Origin of the sequence: Neptuniibacter sp. QD57_21 (assembly GCF_047778075.1) — a bacterium.
Taxonomy (GTDB): domain Bacteria; phylum Pseudomonadota; class Gammaproteobacteria; order Pseudomonadales; family Balneatricaceae; genus Neptuniibacter.
This window is the reverse complement of sequence record NZ_CP180549.1, coordinates 2,121,589-2,137,381: the sequence shown is the minus strand read 5'-3', so window position 1 is coordinate 2,137,381 and position 15,793 is coordinate 2,121,589. Positions and strand designations below refer to the sequence as shown.

The 15,793-nt window shown below is 43.4% G+C and carries 11 protein-coding genes and 1 other RNA gene; 6 read left to right on the top strand and 6 right to left on the bottom strand.

The window, feature by feature from the left end:
* Nucleotides 1–32: 32 nt before the first annotated feature.
* The gene (locus ACMXYS_RS09505) at nucleotides 33–491 is read right to left on the bottom strand and encodes a hypothetical protein (RefSeq protein WP_415896354.1); all 459 of its coding nucleotides are present in this window, start codon (nucleotides 489–491) and stop codon (nucleotides 33–35) included.
* Nucleotides 492–654: 163 nt separating this feature from the next.
* Between ACMXYS_RS09505 and ACMXYS_RS09500 the strand changes: the two genes are divergently transcribed.
* The 3 genes from ACMXYS_RS09500 (at nucleotide 655) to ACMXYS_RS09490 (ending at nucleotide 8,469) form a co-directional block, all read left to right on the top strand.
* Nucleotides 655–5,514, top strand: coding sequence for an alpha-2-macroglobulin family protein (locus ACMXYS_RS09500; RefSeq protein WP_415896353.1), 4,860 nt, complete (start codon nucleotides 655–657; stop codon nucleotides 5,512–5,514).
* A gap of 63 nt (nucleotides 5,515–5,577) precedes the next feature.
* Entirely contained in the window at nucleotides 5,578–7,914 is a 2,337-nt protein-coding gene (gene pbpC / locus ACMXYS_RS09495) for a penicillin-binding protein 1C (RefSeq protein ID WP_415896352.1), read from the top strand.
* Nucleotides 7,915–7,989: 75 nt separating this feature from the next.
* On the top strand, nucleotides 7,990–8,469 hold the full coding sequence (locus ACMXYS_RS09490) for a DUF411 domain-containing protein (RefSeq protein WP_415896351.1): 480 nt from the start codon (nucleotides 7,990–7,992) through the stop codon (nucleotides 8,467–8,469).
* A 68-nt stretch (nucleotides 8,470–8,537) separates the two neighbouring features.
* Here the strand turns inward: ACMXYS_RS09490 and ACMXYS_RS09485 are convergent, their stop codons facing one another.
* Both ACMXYS_RS09485 and ACMXYS_RS09480 read right to left on the bottom strand, forming a co-directional pair.
* Entirely contained in the window at nucleotides 8,538–9,113 is a 576-nt protein-coding gene (locus tag ACMXYS_RS09485; RefSeq protein ID WP_415894188.1) for a YceI family protein, read from the bottom strand.
* Entirely contained in the window at nucleotides 9,113–9,679 is a 567-nt protein-coding gene (locus ACMXYS_RS09480; RefSeq protein ID WP_415881478.1) for a cytochrome b, read from the bottom strand. The genes ACMXYS_RS09485 and ACMXYS_RS09480 overlap by 1 nt, the downstream gene beginning before the upstream one ends.
* 173 nt (nucleotides 9,680–9,852) lie before the next feature.
* On the opposite strand from ACMXYS_RS09480, the gene ACMXYS_RS09475 reads away from it, so the two are divergent.
* Nucleotides 9,853–10,770: a LysR family transcriptional regulator gene (locus ACMXYS_RS09475; RefSeq protein WP_415896350.1), complete on the top strand. Its 918-nt coding sequence runs from the start codon at nucleotides 9,853–9,855 to the stop codon at nucleotides 10,768–10,770.
* Here the strand turns inward: ACMXYS_RS09475 and ACMXYS_RS09470 are convergent.
* Nucleotides 10,765–11,991, bottom strand: a complete 1,227-nt coding sequence (locus ACMXYS_RS09470; protein WP_415881476.1) for an EAL and HDOD domain-containing protein — start codon at nucleotides 11,989–11,991, stop codon at nucleotides 10,765–10,767. The genes ACMXYS_RS09475 and ACMXYS_RS09470 overlap by 6 nt on opposite strands.
* A gap of 357 nt (nucleotides 11,992–12,348) precedes the next feature.
* Here ACMXYS_RS09470 and ffs point away from each other — a divergent pair.
* Nucleotides 12,349–12,445, top strand: an RNA gene (ffs, locus tag ACMXYS_RS09465) — signal recognition particle sRNA small type.
* Nucleotides 12,446–12,610: 165 nt separating this feature from the next.
* On the opposite strand, the gene ACMXYS_RS09460 is transcribed toward ffs, so the two are convergent.
* Complete coding sequence (locus tag ACMXYS_RS09460; protein WP_415896349.1) at nucleotides 12,611–12,949, bottom strand: hypothetical protein; 339 nt, start codon at nucleotides 12,947–12,949, stop codon at nucleotides 12,611–12,613.
* A gap of 527 nt (nucleotides 12,950–13,476) precedes the next feature.
* Nucleotides 13,477–14,685, bottom strand: a complete 1,209-nt coding sequence (locus ACMXYS_RS09455) for a YbfB/YjiJ family MFS transporter (protein ID WP_415896348.1) — start codon at nucleotides 14,683–14,685, stop codon at nucleotides 13,477–13,479.
* A gap of 108 nt (nucleotides 14,686–14,793) precedes the next feature.
* On the opposite strand from ACMXYS_RS09455, the gene ACMXYS_RS09450 reads away from it, so the two are divergent.
* The gene (locus tag ACMXYS_RS09450) at nucleotides 14,794–15,636 is read left to right on the top strand and encodes a LysR family transcriptional regulator (RefSeq protein ID WP_415896347.1); all 843 of its coding nucleotides are present in this window, start codon (nucleotides 14,794–14,796) and stop codon (nucleotides 15,634–15,636) included.
* The last annotated feature ends 157 nt before the right edge of the window (nucleotides 15,637–15,793 follow it).

The following is a 15,793-nucleotide window of genomic DNA, read 5'->3' as shown; positions in this document are numbered from 1 at the left end:
TTGTAGAGATTTCTGCAAGGCCATATATATGTTTATTGATCTGAAAGTTGCTCAGCCATTTGAGTTTTCAAAGTCGAAACGAACTTGTCGCTGTCTTTAAGTGCTTTAATCTCAAGCTTATCTTCATTCTCTTTGAGGTAAAGCGTGATGATCTGCACCATGTTCTCTTTGTGTTGGTTAATCTCTTCGATCTCGCGAAATGTCACGCGTGTTTCTGTCTCTTCAGAAGGTAGCTTTAACAGGATTGATTTAGGTGCAATCTCCACAGACATATTTTTCATTTGATCTTTGGTTTGTTCTAGGTGGTGTTTGTACCAACTAGCTAAGATCAAGCCTACGCCGAGAGGTGCGAGAAGATAGATCTTGGAAAGGTTCATCATCATCAACATGAGCGCAGCGCCAACAAAGCCTAACTGGCAGTTTGTTAGTAGTGATATTTTTTTCTCAAAGAACTCTTTGTCCCAGTGATAAATAGAATCTGATTTGTCCACGCTATTACCTCTCAATAATCAGGCATGAGTCTCGCTTTAAAGGTAATCTTTTGCAAGTATGAAAAGCAGGACAAAAGTCGTGTAACTTGATGTACTATCAAATAGTCTTCGAAGCTTAGATAAAAAGCTCAAATCTGCCCTACAAAATGTAAAGGAGTACTGAATGTCACGTTCTAAATTGCTGGGGTCTGTACTGGTTACCTGTGCGCTGATAGCGGGATGTGATGATAATAAGGACGTTGTAAATGCTGCTAAAAAAGATGCGGCAAGTGATAAGGTTCAAAATGCTGTTGCTGAAGCCTTAGGTGTTCTAGATATATCAGAACGTGAATACGGTGATGTTAATGCGCTAACACTCCTGTTTAATTCTCCTTTAGATCCGGATCAAAAGTTTGAACGTCATGTGGTGATTTCACCAGATCTGGGTACGCCGGTGCTCAGTAAAGATGGACGTTCTCTTAGATTTATTGGTCCAGAGCCGCTTCAAAAATATGATATTCAAATTAAACAAGGCCTAAAAAGCGCTACAGGGGCAGTGCTTGAAACAGGCGTAAGCAAATCGTTAAAGGCTAGAGATTTACCTAAGCTAGTCGCGTTCGAAGCGGGTGGTGCCGTAATGATTCCAGGTAAGGTGGAATCCTTACCTCTGATTGCAGTCAATGTGCCGGAAGCAGAGATCAATATTTATCGGGTAAAGCCGGAAAGTAGCGTTCAGTTTTTTGATGAATATCAATCACTGAAAAGTGGCGATCGATGGTATTTCGACGAAGATGCCCTGGCACGTTCAGTCGATCACGTTTACACAGCACGTATTCGGATTGGAGAAGATAGAAACAAGCGTAATAGAGCCGGATTTGCCGTTGCCTCTGTCCCTAATATTGATCAAGGCGGTGTTTATTTAGCAACGGTTCGTGAGCCCGGTGGGTTTAGTTATCAAGCAACCTGGTTTAGCGTTTCTGCTATAGGCCTGCAAGCCAGAGACTATGGAAAGAGTACGACCTATATTGCCCAAAATGCTGCAACCGGAGATCTACTTAAAGGCGTAACCCTTAATATCCTTGATCGTAATAGTAAGGTGATCGCAACGGGTGAAACAGATGAACAAGGTAGCTGGCAAGTTGATAATGAGTGGCAACGAAAGAGCCCTCGCTTGATCCTAGCGCAACATAATCAGCAGGTGAGCGTTCTCAAATACCACGCACCTTCTCTAGATCTGTCTGATTATCCTGTTCATGGCAGGCCGACTAAAGAAGTAGAAATTTTTACCTTCGCCCCTCGTAATATCTACCGTCCCGGTGAGGAGTTAGTCTTTGGTTCACTTATGCGTGATCAAGACGGCAACTTACTTTCAGGGCCTTTAAAAATAGAGTTAATTAAACCCGATGCAGATTCAGCAGGAACATGGCGAATTGAGCCTTCAAAGCCAGGTTACTATGAGTTCCGATATGATTTTCCAAGTAATGCGATCTTAGGTGGTTGGCAAGCTAAAGTATTTAGCCCAGCAAGTAAGAAAAATGCGGCTTATTTTGATTTCAAAGTAGAGGCCTTTTTACCAGAGCGGCTTCGTCTGGTATTTGATCAAGCAGCATCACCGCTAAGTTTTGATCTGAACGATAAAATCAAAATACCTGTAAAAGGGGAATACTTGTACGGTGCAGTTGCTGCTGGGAATCGTCTGGATACACAGGTGACATTAAATGCGTGGACAGAACCGTTTGCAAACCTAAAAGGTTTTAAATTTGGCGTACCTTCTTCAGTAGATTGGCAGCAGTTTAGTCTATCGTCTGTAAATCTGAATGATACAGGTGAAACCTCAACTGAGTTCAATCTATCTCAATATAACCCGCAATCTTTTGAAAGCCCCGCTCGTATTAATGTGCGCTATAGCTTGTTCGAAAGCGGCGGTCGCGCTATTAACCGATCTCGTTCAGCACTTTTCTGGCCCAAAGCTAGTTTTGTCGGTGTGAAGCCTTCTTTCGAAAATGATCAATCTGGGAAAGATGACAAGGTTAGTTTTGAATTGGTGAGAGCTGATAAACAGGGCCAATTACTGAACTCTGGAGAAGTCAAAGCAACGCTTTATCGATTGGAAGAGAAGTATTTCTGGAGTCATACCCCTGAGCGCGGTTGGCACTATCAAATCGAGAAAAATGAATACCCTGTAGCGACTGAATTTATTCGGTTAGCATCAGATCAGCCTCAGCAATTGTCCATGCCAGTCGAATGGGGTCCATACCGTTTAGAACTGGATGATATTACTGGTAAGAGTAAAACCGTTTATACCTTCCAAGCGGGCGAACCTTGGTATTACAGCTGGCAGACAGCTTCGGATCGTATCCGCCCTGATTTGGTGACCTTGGCGTTAGATAAAGAGTCATATCAAGCGGGAGACCGCGTTAAAGTAAAACTGGCTTCGCCAACCGAGGGCAAAGCGGTGGTACTTCTTGAAACCGATCAGGTTCTACATTCCCAAGAAGTTCTGTTAAACAATCGTGAAGCTGAGGTAGAGATTCCTCTACCTGCAGATCTAAATCGTCACGATGTTTATATTAGTGCCTTTGTCGTCGCGCCAACAGAGCATAAAGACAAAGTAAGTAAGCGTAGTGTAGGTATTGTACATCTTCCTTTGGATCGTGCTGATCGTGAACTCGATGTAACTATTGACGTTGCTGAATCACTACTTCCAGAAACCAAAGCTAACTTAACCCTTAAAGTCACTGACAAAGCAGGTAAGCCTGTCGAGGGTGATTACTACATCAGCCTAACAGCAGTTGATAGCGGTGTGTTAAGTGTGACGGGCTATAAGCAAGCCGATCCTTTTAACTTCTTCTACGGCCGTCGTTCTTATAAACCGAAAATCAGCGATATGTACAATGATTTAATTGAGCCTCATATGTATAAGGACGCTCAGATTCTTTGGGGCGGTGATGGTGAGCTAGAGCGTGGTGGCGAAGTGCCTCCGACTGAAGTAGAGATTTTGAGCCTATACCACTCTCCAATTTCTTTGGAAAATGGAGAAGCGACGGTTGAACTTGATCTGCCAGCATTTGATGGCGAGCTGACGTTAACTGCGTTGGCGATGTCTGAAAATAGCTTTGGTTTAGAGAGTGAAACAACCAAAGTTGCTTCTCCTGTAGTGGCTCAGTTATCCATGCCTCGCTTTTTAGCTGTCGGAGATCAAACGACCTTAGCGTTGGATTTAGCCAATGTGTCTGATGAAGCTCAAAATATATCTGTGAAGTTAACTCATCAGGGTGTAGTGAGTTTAAGGCAAGATAGTTTTGAACTGTCACTGGATAAAGGCGAGAAGCAGGTATTGCCTTTGGTTGCCGATGCAGTTGAGTTGGGCGAAGGGTTAATCATTGCCGAGATTACTTTCGGTGATGTTCAGTTAAATCGTGAATGGGTGCTAGGTGTACGCTCGGCATATCCAGCGGTTTACGGCTCAAATATGCGTGTATTGGCAGAAGGGGAAAGCATTCAATTTCCTTCCGGAGCTATTCAAGACCTCACCAAACTTCAATCGCAGTTACGTGTGGCGAATACGCCGGATCTGAATGCTCAGCAGCATTTTAAAACCCTGATGAGTTATCCATATGGTTGTTTAGAGCAAACTACCAGTAAGTCACAACCTTTGGCGTTGTTATTGGCAGGTGAGAAAGCTCCGGCTTACACGCGTTCTATCACTAATTCTCAATTTGAAAATGGTATTAATGCTGCGATCAGTCGTTACAGCGAGTTGCAGCTAGGCAATGGTGGTTTTGGTTTGTGGGATAAGTTCTCGCCAGAAGAGCATTGGTTAACGGCTTACGCGACAGATTTCTTGCTGCATTTAGATCGTTCAGGTTTTGCTGTACCTAACGCCATGCTGACTAATTCTGTAGGTCGTCTACGTGCTTACGTACATAACCGTAAAGCGATTTCGGTTAGAACTTGGTCAGATATCCCTTCCCATTATGAAATATCCTACAAAGCTTATGCTGCTTATGTTTTGGCTAAGCAGGGTGAAGTGACCTTAGGGCCATTGCGCGATCTGGCAGAGCAGCAACTCAACGACTCTCGTGGTGTGCTGCCGGGAGTGCACTTAGGGTTAGCAATTTTTGAAACCGGTAGTTTGCAAGAAGGCGAAAACCTAGTGAAGCAGGCTCTGGAAAATGAAAGAGCTGAGGGTTATCTAGGGGATTATGGTTCGGTCATTCGCGATAAAGCGATGGCGATCCATACCATTCTGGAACAGCCTAATGCCCATTCATTACACAACGTTGCCTTGCAACAGATCCCAGACCTACTAGCTCTTTTGAAGCAGCAGCGTTGGTTAAGCACACAGGAAAAGGCAGCTTTACTGCACTTGTCGAATACCCTTAATCAAATGGATAAAGAGGGAGAATGGCAGGGGAAATTGCTTCAAGGTGAAATTGAGACGCTGCTGGAAGCTACGACCGAGCTAGGTCGTAATCTTGATAGTTCAGAACTAGCTTCTATTGTGTTCACCAATACAAAAGACAAACCGGCTTATGCAAGTTTCCATTGGACGGGTATCCCTAAACAGATGCCTAAAGAAGTGAATGAAGGGATCAATTTAGATATAGATCAATTCCGTGTCTTGGATGGCAATGCGCAATTACTGAAGAAGAATCAGGTATTAAAAACTGGCGATCTGCTGTTAACGCGTGTGAGGCTTTATAGCGAAAAACGTGTGCCAGATGGTTTATTGGTAAGTTTGTTGCCTGCTGGGGTAGAGCTTGAAAATCAGAACCTACAGCATGCGCTTAAGTTAAAAGATATTCGTATTGACGGAGAGGCCGTGTCTCAGAGGGCGATGATCTCCTATCAGGCATTTAAAGATGATCGTTATGTTGCCGCCGTTGATATTCCAGAAAAACGCGAGCAGGTGGTTTATTTCTTAAGCCGAGCTGTAACGCCAGGGCATTACTTAGTACCACCTGTACAGGCTGAGTCAATGTACAAACCGGCCCACCGGGGTGTTGCTAATAGTCTTGAGTACTTAACAGTTATCCCTTAAACGAGGGCTCCTTGAATCTATGTACCTAAACGTATGCACCTTAAGCGTTTGATGTGAGGAAAGATGCGATTTGTTTTTAAATTTACCTGTTGTGTGCTTTGTCTTATCGCGGCAGGTTTATGGATAGCAAATCGTGCTTTCCCCTTACATGACAATTCAGCCGGAGGAGCAGCTACGGTTGTTCTCGACCGTAATGGCGAACCCTTGCGTACCTTCGCTGATCACAATGGCGTATGGCGATACCCCGTCTCCATTGATCAAGTTTCGCCTCGGTATATCGAGGCTCTACTTACTTACGAAGATCGTTATTTTTACCGACACCCCGGCGTCAATCCATTGAGTTTGCTGCGTGCAAGTTGGCAGTGGATTAAAGAGGGTAGGATTATCTCTGGTGGTTCCACGCTGACCATGCAAGTGGCGCGTTTGCACGATCCGAGCCCGCGTAGTGTAAGGGGGAAATTGCAGCAGATATTAAGAGCATTGCAGTTGGAATGGCATCTGTCTAAAGATGAAATCTTAAACATGTATCTTAATAAGGCACCCTTTGGTGGAACCATCGAAGGGGTGCAAGCTGCTAGCTTACAATATCTGCAAAAACCAGCTTCGCAACTACGCTTTTCTGAAGCTGCTCTATTAGCTGTTTTACCTCAGGCACCTTCACGATTAAGGCCGGATAGGCATCCAAAACTAGCACAGCAATATCGAGATAAAGTATTGGATCGTTTGCTTAGCTTTCAAGTTTGGAGTGAAGAAAGTGTTAACCGGGCGAAGCAAGAAAATATCGCGGTATGGCCTCTATCCAACCCGATACACGCGCCACTTTTGAGTCGACGCTTGAAACAGTCGGAACCTGAAAACAAAGTTATACGTTCGACGATTGATAGTGGTATCCAGCAGCAGTTCTCTGATCAGATAAAGCGTTATGTATCTCGACAGGCTAAAGGCATTTCGGCGGCGGCATTGTTAGTTGATAATCAGAGCCGTCAGGTTATTTCGTACGTGGGATCTGCAGACTTTCTAAATGAACAGCGCTTCGGTCATGTCGATATGGTCACAGCGATACGCTCTCCGGGCTCCACCTTAAAGCCCTTTTTATATGGCTTGTCGCTGGATGACAGTCTTATCCATAGTGAGTCCCTATTAGCTGATGTGCCTATAGTGACTGGGCAATATCGGCCTGGTAATTTCAGCCAAGGATTCTCGGGGCCTGTATCCGCATCCTCAGCATTACAACGCTCACTTAATTTGCCATTTGTTCAAATGATACAGCATTACGATTCTCAGCGTTTTGCTAACAAACTCGATCATGTTGGTGCTTCTCTGCGAATTCCCGGTGGGCGCGCTAATCCCGCAATTATCTTAGGTGGTGCTGGCAGCTCTTTAGAGCATTTAGTAACGCTCTACACGAGCTTGGCGAATTCAGGCAGAGTTGCGCCATTAAAGTATTCTGTCGCTGGTGGAGTTGAAGACGCCGGTGATGATGAATCTGGGCAACTACCTCGGCAATTGATGAGCACCGAAGCTGCATGGATTACTTGGAATGCCCTTGCAAATATTGATCCGCCAGATCAATTTATCGATGGTTACTCTCGGGCTCACCTTCCCAAAATTGGTTGGAAGACTGGCACCAGTTGGGACTATCGCGATGTCTGGGCAGTGGGCGTATCTAAAAGATATACGCTAGGGGTCTGGCTCGGTAGGCCTGATGGTTCGCCAATGGAGAAAACTATGGGACGTGTTTTGGCAGGTCCTTTATTGTTCCAGCTCTATCAATTGCTTGAGCCCGAAGCCGATACAATCACAAAACCTGAGGATGTTGTGGAGCAGTCTGTCTGTTGGCCGGATGGTAGGGTTGTGATGTCTAGTGATCAGGCCTGCGATCAAGTTAGAGTTGCTTATACGATTGCTAAAAATACCCCGCGTACTTTGGATCCTGAGCCTCTAGGGCAAAACCGATTTTATAACCCGCAATATAATTATTTAGTGGATCAACAATCAGGCTTAAGGGTGACAAGGGAGTGCGATATTGGTCCTATGAAAAGCCAATCAGGTTTTGTTTGGCCTGCAGCGATGGAGCCTTGGATATCTAAACAGTGGCGAAGGGATGAGCGTATTCCCCTTTTTAATAGCGAATGCAAAACAATCTTACAAACCAGTGCACTTTTAAGATTGCATGGAATCAACCCGCAACAGGTATATCACACCAACGGTTTGGAGATGATAGAAGTGGATGTTAGAGCCGAGGGACGTGAAGGCAGTCTTAATTGGTATCTCAATGGCAAGTTGCTTGAAGGGTCCAGCAATAAACAAAAGCTGACTCTGCAGGGAGGCCAAACTTATCAGCTTTATGTTCAAAGTATTTCAGGGGCGAGCGCTCAAATTGAATTTAGCGTCCTGTAATGACTTGAATAAAATCGTATAGCTCTACACTCCAGCACCCGATAAAATATAGAGACTAACTGTAGAGGCTGTTGAATGAAAAAGTTAATTATTGGTTTGGTTTCCGCTGTTTTATGTATGCCTGTTTTCGCAGCAGACCCATATTGGGAAGAGGGTAAAACAGATCAAAGTTATGAGATCGATGTCTACCATAGCCCGACTTGTGGTTGCTGTAAGGAATGGATCACCCATCTTGAGCAACACAATTTCAACGTAAATAGTATTGAGATGCATGATGTATCGCCAATCAAGCAGCGTTTAGGTGTACCTGCTCAAGGTGCGTCTTGTCATACTGGTGTAGTAAATGGCTTGGTCGTTGAAGGTCATGTACCGGCGCAGGATATTAAAAAGTTATTGGCTGATAATTCCGATAATATCCGTTTGTTGACTGTACCAGGCATGCCATCAGGTGGCCCAGGTATGGATATGGAAGGCGCTCGAAAGGACGATTTTAAAGTCTATGCGGTATCAGATAAAAACGAAGTCAGCGTTTATTCGGAATATGCAGATTACTAAATCCAGTTTTGAATATAAAAAAGGCGAACCATAAGGTTCGCCTTTTTTGTTTTGAGATGAAATCGAAATTACTTACGAATACCTTCGATATGAAGTTCTAGGTATACAGTTTCAGCTGCAGGGCCTAGCTGGTAGTTCATGCCAAAATCTTTAGGTTGGATCTCTGTAGTACCTTCGAAGCCTGCACGGTATCCGCCCCAAGGGTCTTTTCCTTCACCTACCTTTTTCACGTCGATAGAGATCTCTTTGCTTGTTCCGTAAAGTGTTAGCATGCCTTTCATTACGCCGCTGCCATCTTCATTTGGCGTGTATGAAGAGCTAACAAAAGACGCTTTAGGGTGTTTAGCTACGTCTAGGTATTCATCGCCACGGATATGCTTATCACGCTCAGCGTGGTTAGAGTCAAACGAGTTAACATCAATATCAACATTTACTTTAGATGCCGCAGGGTTTGCAGCATCGTAGCTGAATTCACCCGAGAATGTGTTGAAACGGCCAGTTAACCAGCTAGTGCCCAAATGGCTGATGCGGAATTGAATAGATGCATGCGCACCTTTTGTATCAATAACGTAATCCGCAGCATAAAGAGGGGACGTAGTGATTAGAGAGGCTAGCGCCAACCCTTTAATAAATTTAGATTTCATCAATGTTCCTCGCGTAGCGCTAGCATGCGCTTTAGTGTTGTATCTTTATCTATGTAATGGTGCTTTATTGCAGCGAATGCATGTAATGCTGCTAGCACGATGAGTGTTGTTGCTATCAAAAAGTGAATCTCACCTGCAATATCCTCCTGCTGTTCCATTGCGAAGGGTAGTGCTGGAATACTAAACCAAGTAAAAACTTCTATTGCTCGACCATCAGCGGTAGAAATCAGGTAGCCCGAACACAAGGTAAGTAGAAGTAAAACTTCGAGCAATACATGTGCGGCTTTTGCTGCAATTGCCATCTTTTTTGGTTGCGGCAGGGCTTTTGGCGAGCGGTTGAATAAACGCCACAAGATGCGTGTAATCAACAAACCTGCTAGTAGGATGCCGATACTTTTATGCCAGATCGGCACCGTCCGGTATTCGGGATCGTAATAGCTTAAGCTTTCTATATATAAACCGAGGGGGTAAAGGCCAATAACCGATAATGCAATGAACCAATGAAGTAGGACTGGGCCCCACCCATAGCTGTCATTATCATTCAAAATTTTGTGGTTAAATGGCATCTACTTCTGTCCTCAAATTATCTTAGCTATGCAACCATAAATAACATTGTGCTGCAGTCAAGTTTACGAATCTTTACAAGTTGTTAGCGTCATCTTTTGGATTTGCTTTTCAAACTTTAATGGCTAATCATAAATGCGTCTAATGCATATTTTATATTTCGGTTATTCGTTTAATGAATTTACGTTCGGTCGACCTAAATCTCCTCGTTGTGCTACAAGCGTTGTTAGCTGAGCGCCATGTTTCTAAAGCAGCTGAACGCCTGCAGATGAGCCAACCAGCTGTGAGCAGAGCGTTACAGCGATTGCGTCAAACACTTGATGATCCTCTCTTAGTTAGAACTGGAAATGGCTATGACCTTAGTGCGCGTGCTGTTGATCTGGAAAAGCAGTTAAAGCCATTGTTACAGGATGTCGCATCGATTATGCAGCCGGAGGAATTCAACCCAGAACTAGCCGAGGGCGTAGTTAAGCTAACAGGCTTGGATTTAGAATTGATTCTGTTGATGCCAGATGTGGTAAGGATGCTGCGTGAAAAGGCACCGAGCTTACGGGTAGAGATTGTTTCTCAGCGACCAGAACATTTCGAATACCTCGCAAAAGGTGAAGTGCATTTTACAATCACTGGGCTATCTCCTGATTCAGGGCAAGACCAATTCAGACGCTTTCCAATTGCACGTACAGGTCATGTTTGTGTTCTGGATCAAACTAACCCTTTAGCCAGCCAAGGTTCTATTAGTTTGAATGATTACGCACAGGCATCTCATGGACTTGTTTCCATTACTGGTAAGGGCCCTGGCATGATGGATATCGAATTAGAAAAATTCGGTTTGGATCGGAAGGTGATGCTGAGGCTCGCAAGTTTTATGTCGGTTGCGGAGTTTGGTCAGGGGTCTGATCTGATTTTTACACTGCCCGAAGTAATGGCCCAGCATTTGGTAAAAAGCAGCAGCCTAGTGATTAAGCCGCTGCCTATTGAATTTGATCTACCTGAGGTTGTGCTCTACCTCTATTGGCATGAGCGCTTCCATCAAGATCCAATGTGCCGCTGGGTGAGGGCTCAGCTGTTATCGATTTTTCAGCCTGATTTATAAGTGAGAACCTGACATAAGCTGCATGGTCTCATTACTCCAGCTCAAAGCATCATAATAAGCATCGGCATAAATTTCTTGAATATGAGGTGGCAGCTTAAATGCCGATTGGCCAATCATGTAGAAGTTGACTGCTTGCAGTAAACGACCAGCAGGACCTTCGTAACTTGTCACTGCTTCGACAATTTCATCAGAGACGGATAGTTGCTCAAGTAAGGAGTCTTGTTCAATCTCAAGTAGCGCGTCCAGCATTGAAATTACGCCCGTAATAAAAGCGAGTTCAGAATCAATCTCTTCAGTGCGATAAGCGACGGATTCGCACATTCTTGCTGTCATTAGGATCTGTCGGATCAGTTCGCTTGGTTTCTCATCATTACTTGACAGGGCAAGTAGGGTGGCCCACTTGTTAATTTCATTCATGCCCAAGGCAATGATCGCCTGACTTAAACTCTCGATTTTATTCGGCAGGTTATATTGCGCAGAATTGACGATACGCAACAGTTTGAAGGTCAGTTGCGGGTCGCGAGATGAGATGTCTGCTAGTACTGCAGGAGTGACATCTTGATCCTGAAGGGCAGCCAATAGATGAATTACGATAGCTTGATTGGACGTTAACTTTTTACCTTCGACTAGTGTTGGTCTTGAGAGGAATGTACCTTGGAAAAGTCTGAACCCTAAGGCATGGCAGCGCTCATACTCATCATGAGTCTCAACATTTTCTGCAAGAGAAACTACCTTAAAAGGTCGCATGCTTTCCAAGTGGGAAACAATCGCTTCATCACTATGTTTACGAATATCAACTCGTACCATATGCGCAAGTTTGAGCAGCTCATCGTAGTCACTACTGTAAGTGAAATCGTCTAAAACTAAGCGGTAGCCAGCATCGACATATTTTTTCAGTGAACCAAGCAATTCAGGCGTGATATTAGGCTGCTGTTTAACATCTAGAACCAAATTATGTCGCGATAGGCTTGGTAGGCTTTCGGTACGAATAAAGCCTTCAGTGACATTGAGAAACGCGGGTAAGGACTTTAATGTGCCAGAATCATAGATGCTGGTGAAGTTATTGATTAGGACGTTACAGGATTCTTGGTCGCCTTTTAAAAACTTGGCTACAGCTTCACCATGTTCCGACTGATATAGCAGCTCGTAAGCCACGACATTGAGTTCGCGGTCAAAAATTGGTTGTCGGGCAAGTCCTAGCTGGTTTAAATGTTCTTCCATGTGCATTTATCCTGTTGTTTGTTCATACAACAAATCCTAGATCGTTTAACTCTAACAGCAGAGCCACTATAAAAGCCATGGTATTAAGAAACCCTTAACAAATTAATCAGTGGTTTTGTTATCTGGTCGTATCAGTATAGGTTAGATCCTAATCATCGACGGCTAAAATGAAGAGAAACATCAGGAGTTCAGTAGAGACCTTGAGGGTTGAGTCATGGGTCTGAATATGAATTTTATTTCTATAAAAACAGAGAGTTAAATAATTGCATTTGCATCTCAAAAAATCACTGGTATACTGCGCGCCTGTCTTGAGTGATCTAGCTCAGACAAGGCCCTTCAGGCCCGCTATGGTGGCCCTGCTGGTCCTTCCGCAATGATAAATCGTGAACCTGGTCAGGCCCGGAAGGGAGCAGCCACAGCGGTGGATTCATGTGCCGGAATGTGGCTGGTGGGGTCATCACCAATTTCTCGTTATTTCCTCTATCTTCAAGTTTCTACGTAAGATTTACGAATTCGTTAACATTGTTCTTTCTGAAATATCTATTTCGAAAATAGTAGGCGTTCTTAGATAGGTTGCATTGCTCTACATTTTCTTGCCGCATCCACTACCAACATAAATTTATTCTGAACAAGCTGTTTCTTGAAGTGATTTAATTTTCTTTTTAGATAGGTCGATATCAATCTGTATTGGTTTATCCGTTATTCTTCTTCCTCGGTTGGAGGCGTTTCTCTTACAGAGGATTGGATTGAATCGGTTGTTTGAATTTTTTCGTTGATCTTGTTTAGACTTTCTTCTTTCTATCCCATTATATTGCGCATAATGATAATCAATGAACCATTCCCTTGCATGTTCCAGTGTTGGGAGTTTTTTGCTTATTCTACGGGCTTTAGTGCCGGATGATTCAACCCAAAAGTAAGTGAATTGATAATCAATGAAATCCTTAACCAGTTTCAGCATTTTCATATCCGTGAATAGAGGGTGTTACGTTTGCATTTATGTTGTTGAACGTTTGAATTTTACCTTGCTGGTTACATTTTGATCTATTGTTCAAAGGGTGTAGTGCAAGCAATATTAGTTTGTGCTAATTGAGTGTGGGTTGATGCGCGGATTTGAAAGAATGAAATATTGTTGTGGAAATACTTCATAACAGAAGTGAGGATTAAAAGTCTTGATACTTCGACTTTGAAAGAAAAATAAGCTCTCCAGTTACCACATATTTTAACTTGGAGAAATGCTAAGTTATTTAACTGTATTAGCCTTTAAACGATACAGTACAAAGAAAAGGATGCTGAAGGTTATAAGGAAAATATAAGGACAATAAATTATTCCAGCGAGGCCGCTGAAACTAGTCACGACGAGTAATAATATATCTTTTATTTCTTCCATGAGATTAGAACGTTCCTTAGTTCTTCCCAAAAACCCAAACGGTCATTTGAATTCTAGCTTACTTTTATCCTTGATCAAAGCAAGGCTATTCTATAGGGCTATGTTTTTACGCTAAGAGTACGAGGTTTATTAGAGTCTGCTGGTCGTTCACCAATCGTCATCAGCGCCAGAATCAAGCCTGATCCCGCTACCATGACAATGGCTGAAAGATATAAGCCTAGATTGTAGTTCCCCAAATTCTCGGCTAATAGCCCGGTTAAAAATGGCGCAATTATTTGAGCGCAGCCATAAGCGAGGGTCATCTTGCCCATGAATTTAGAAGGATTGCTAGGGAAGAAGTGGCCTGCCATCGTCAGCACGAGGCTTACGCAGGCAACAAAGGTGCCTCCAAATAATATTGCTGACAGGGCAATTAATGGTAATGCATCACTCAGTGTAGGAATCATGATGCCAATGATTTGCAGGCTATAAGCACCAAATAGAGCTTTTAAATAGCCGTACTTGCGTGCGACTCTATCCCATAGAACCACGGCTGGAATAGCAGAAAGTCCTATTAATACAAAGGATAAGGCGCCTTGACCTTCTAAACCTTCTAGACCTTCAATGATATCGACAATAAAAGTCGCACTAACGACATAACCATAACCTGCACAGAAGTATGCCAGTAAGAATAGGCGAGTAAATTTTTTGCTGGGTGGATTGTCTTTAGGTGCTGCCTGAGCGTGATCAGAATGGTTGTTAGGATGAGGTATCCATAACCATGCCGGTACTGCAATAATTGCTGCTACGGCGGCAAAAAATAGCCATTGTTGCTGCCAGTTAGCAGAGAATTGTAAAAGGATTTCTACGATGATAGCTGAGACAGCTATGCTCATGCCTATCCCCGAAAAGTGGATGCCGAGCTCGCCCCTGTGACCATTGTTGACCAGCCATCTTAAGATTAGCCCAGAGGAGATGATTAACCCACCTGAAGCACAGATTCCTGCCAATAAGCGCATAACAGACCAAGTATAAAGGTCGCTAGAGATAACCATTGCTGCACTTGTTACCACGCTGAGTACCAAATATAACTTCTGTAATAGATACTTGTGGTGAAGATTGTTTAGGCTTGCCGCAATCAGAACACCGATCATATAGCCAATGTAGTTAACGGTTGCGAGCCAGCCGCCGCCCGTTTCAGTAAGGCCTGCCTCTGCCTGCATGATTGGCAGTAAAGGTGTGTAGGAAAAGCGAGCGACTCCCACTGTAACAACTAGGCTACAGATACCTGCAAAATAGACCTGGCTTTTTGTAAGTGTGTTGTTCATAAATGCTTTTTGGGTTTTTATTGTATTTATGTTCAACAACCATAGCGCTTTCTGATAATCTTAAAAAGTGAATCTTTTAGAATTAAAACTTCAATAAAAGAGAATTATATGGAGATTGTAGCGTTACGCACGTTTAAGGCTGTTGTTGATGAAGAGGGTATTAAAGGTGCCTCTGAAAAACTTAATACAGTGCAGTCTAATATCACTACAAGAATTCAGAAGTTAGAAGACGAACTTGATTCTAAATTATTTATTCGGGTAGGGAGAAAGCTCGAGCTTACAACGACAGGCCAGCTTTTATATAAATATGCCTCCCAGATTTTGCAGCTGGAATATCAAGCATCAACCGCTATCTTAAAAAGCAAAGGGAACTACGAACTTCGTATAGGCATGCCTGAAACTTTTGCTGCGGTTCACCTACCCACGACGCTGAAACAGCTTAAACGCAAGCATCCAGAAATCCTTCCTCGAATCTATACAGATACAAGTGACCGATTAGCACTCGCTATTTTGAACGATCAGTTAGATTGCGCGTTAGTCGGAAATGCTAAGTCGCATGAGGATCTACGGATCATACCCGTTGTTCATGAGTCGCTTGTGCTTGTAACTCCAGTAGATCAAGAATACGAGCCCGTTCTGTTTGTGAGAGAAGAGGGCTGTGGTTACAGGAAGTGTGCCCTAGCATGGCAAGAATTAGGTGATAGATTTACTGATGAGATGATGGTGATGAGTAGTGCTGATGGCATTCTTGGCTGCATTGCCGCTGGATTGGGATACACCGTTATCGGCGAAAATATGGTGATAGGGAGCCGCTATGAAAATGCACTTAAATCAGTGCCCGTTACCCAAGGACAGCAAAGAATAGAGATCTCGGTTATCTATCGAAAAGGTCATCCCTTAGAACAAGGTATTTTAAACTTTGTCAGCCAATTTCCTGAAAATAAACAATAAAGTAGCTTGAGCCTTCAGTGTTTGAATTGAAAACATTAAGCAATTACTCTCTGGTTGCAACGGTAAAGTCGCTTTAGCGTTATCGTTTGAATTGTTTGTTAATTGTCCAATAAATCCTTCTGTACTGTATAGATCGTAACCAGCCTGAAAATAATCT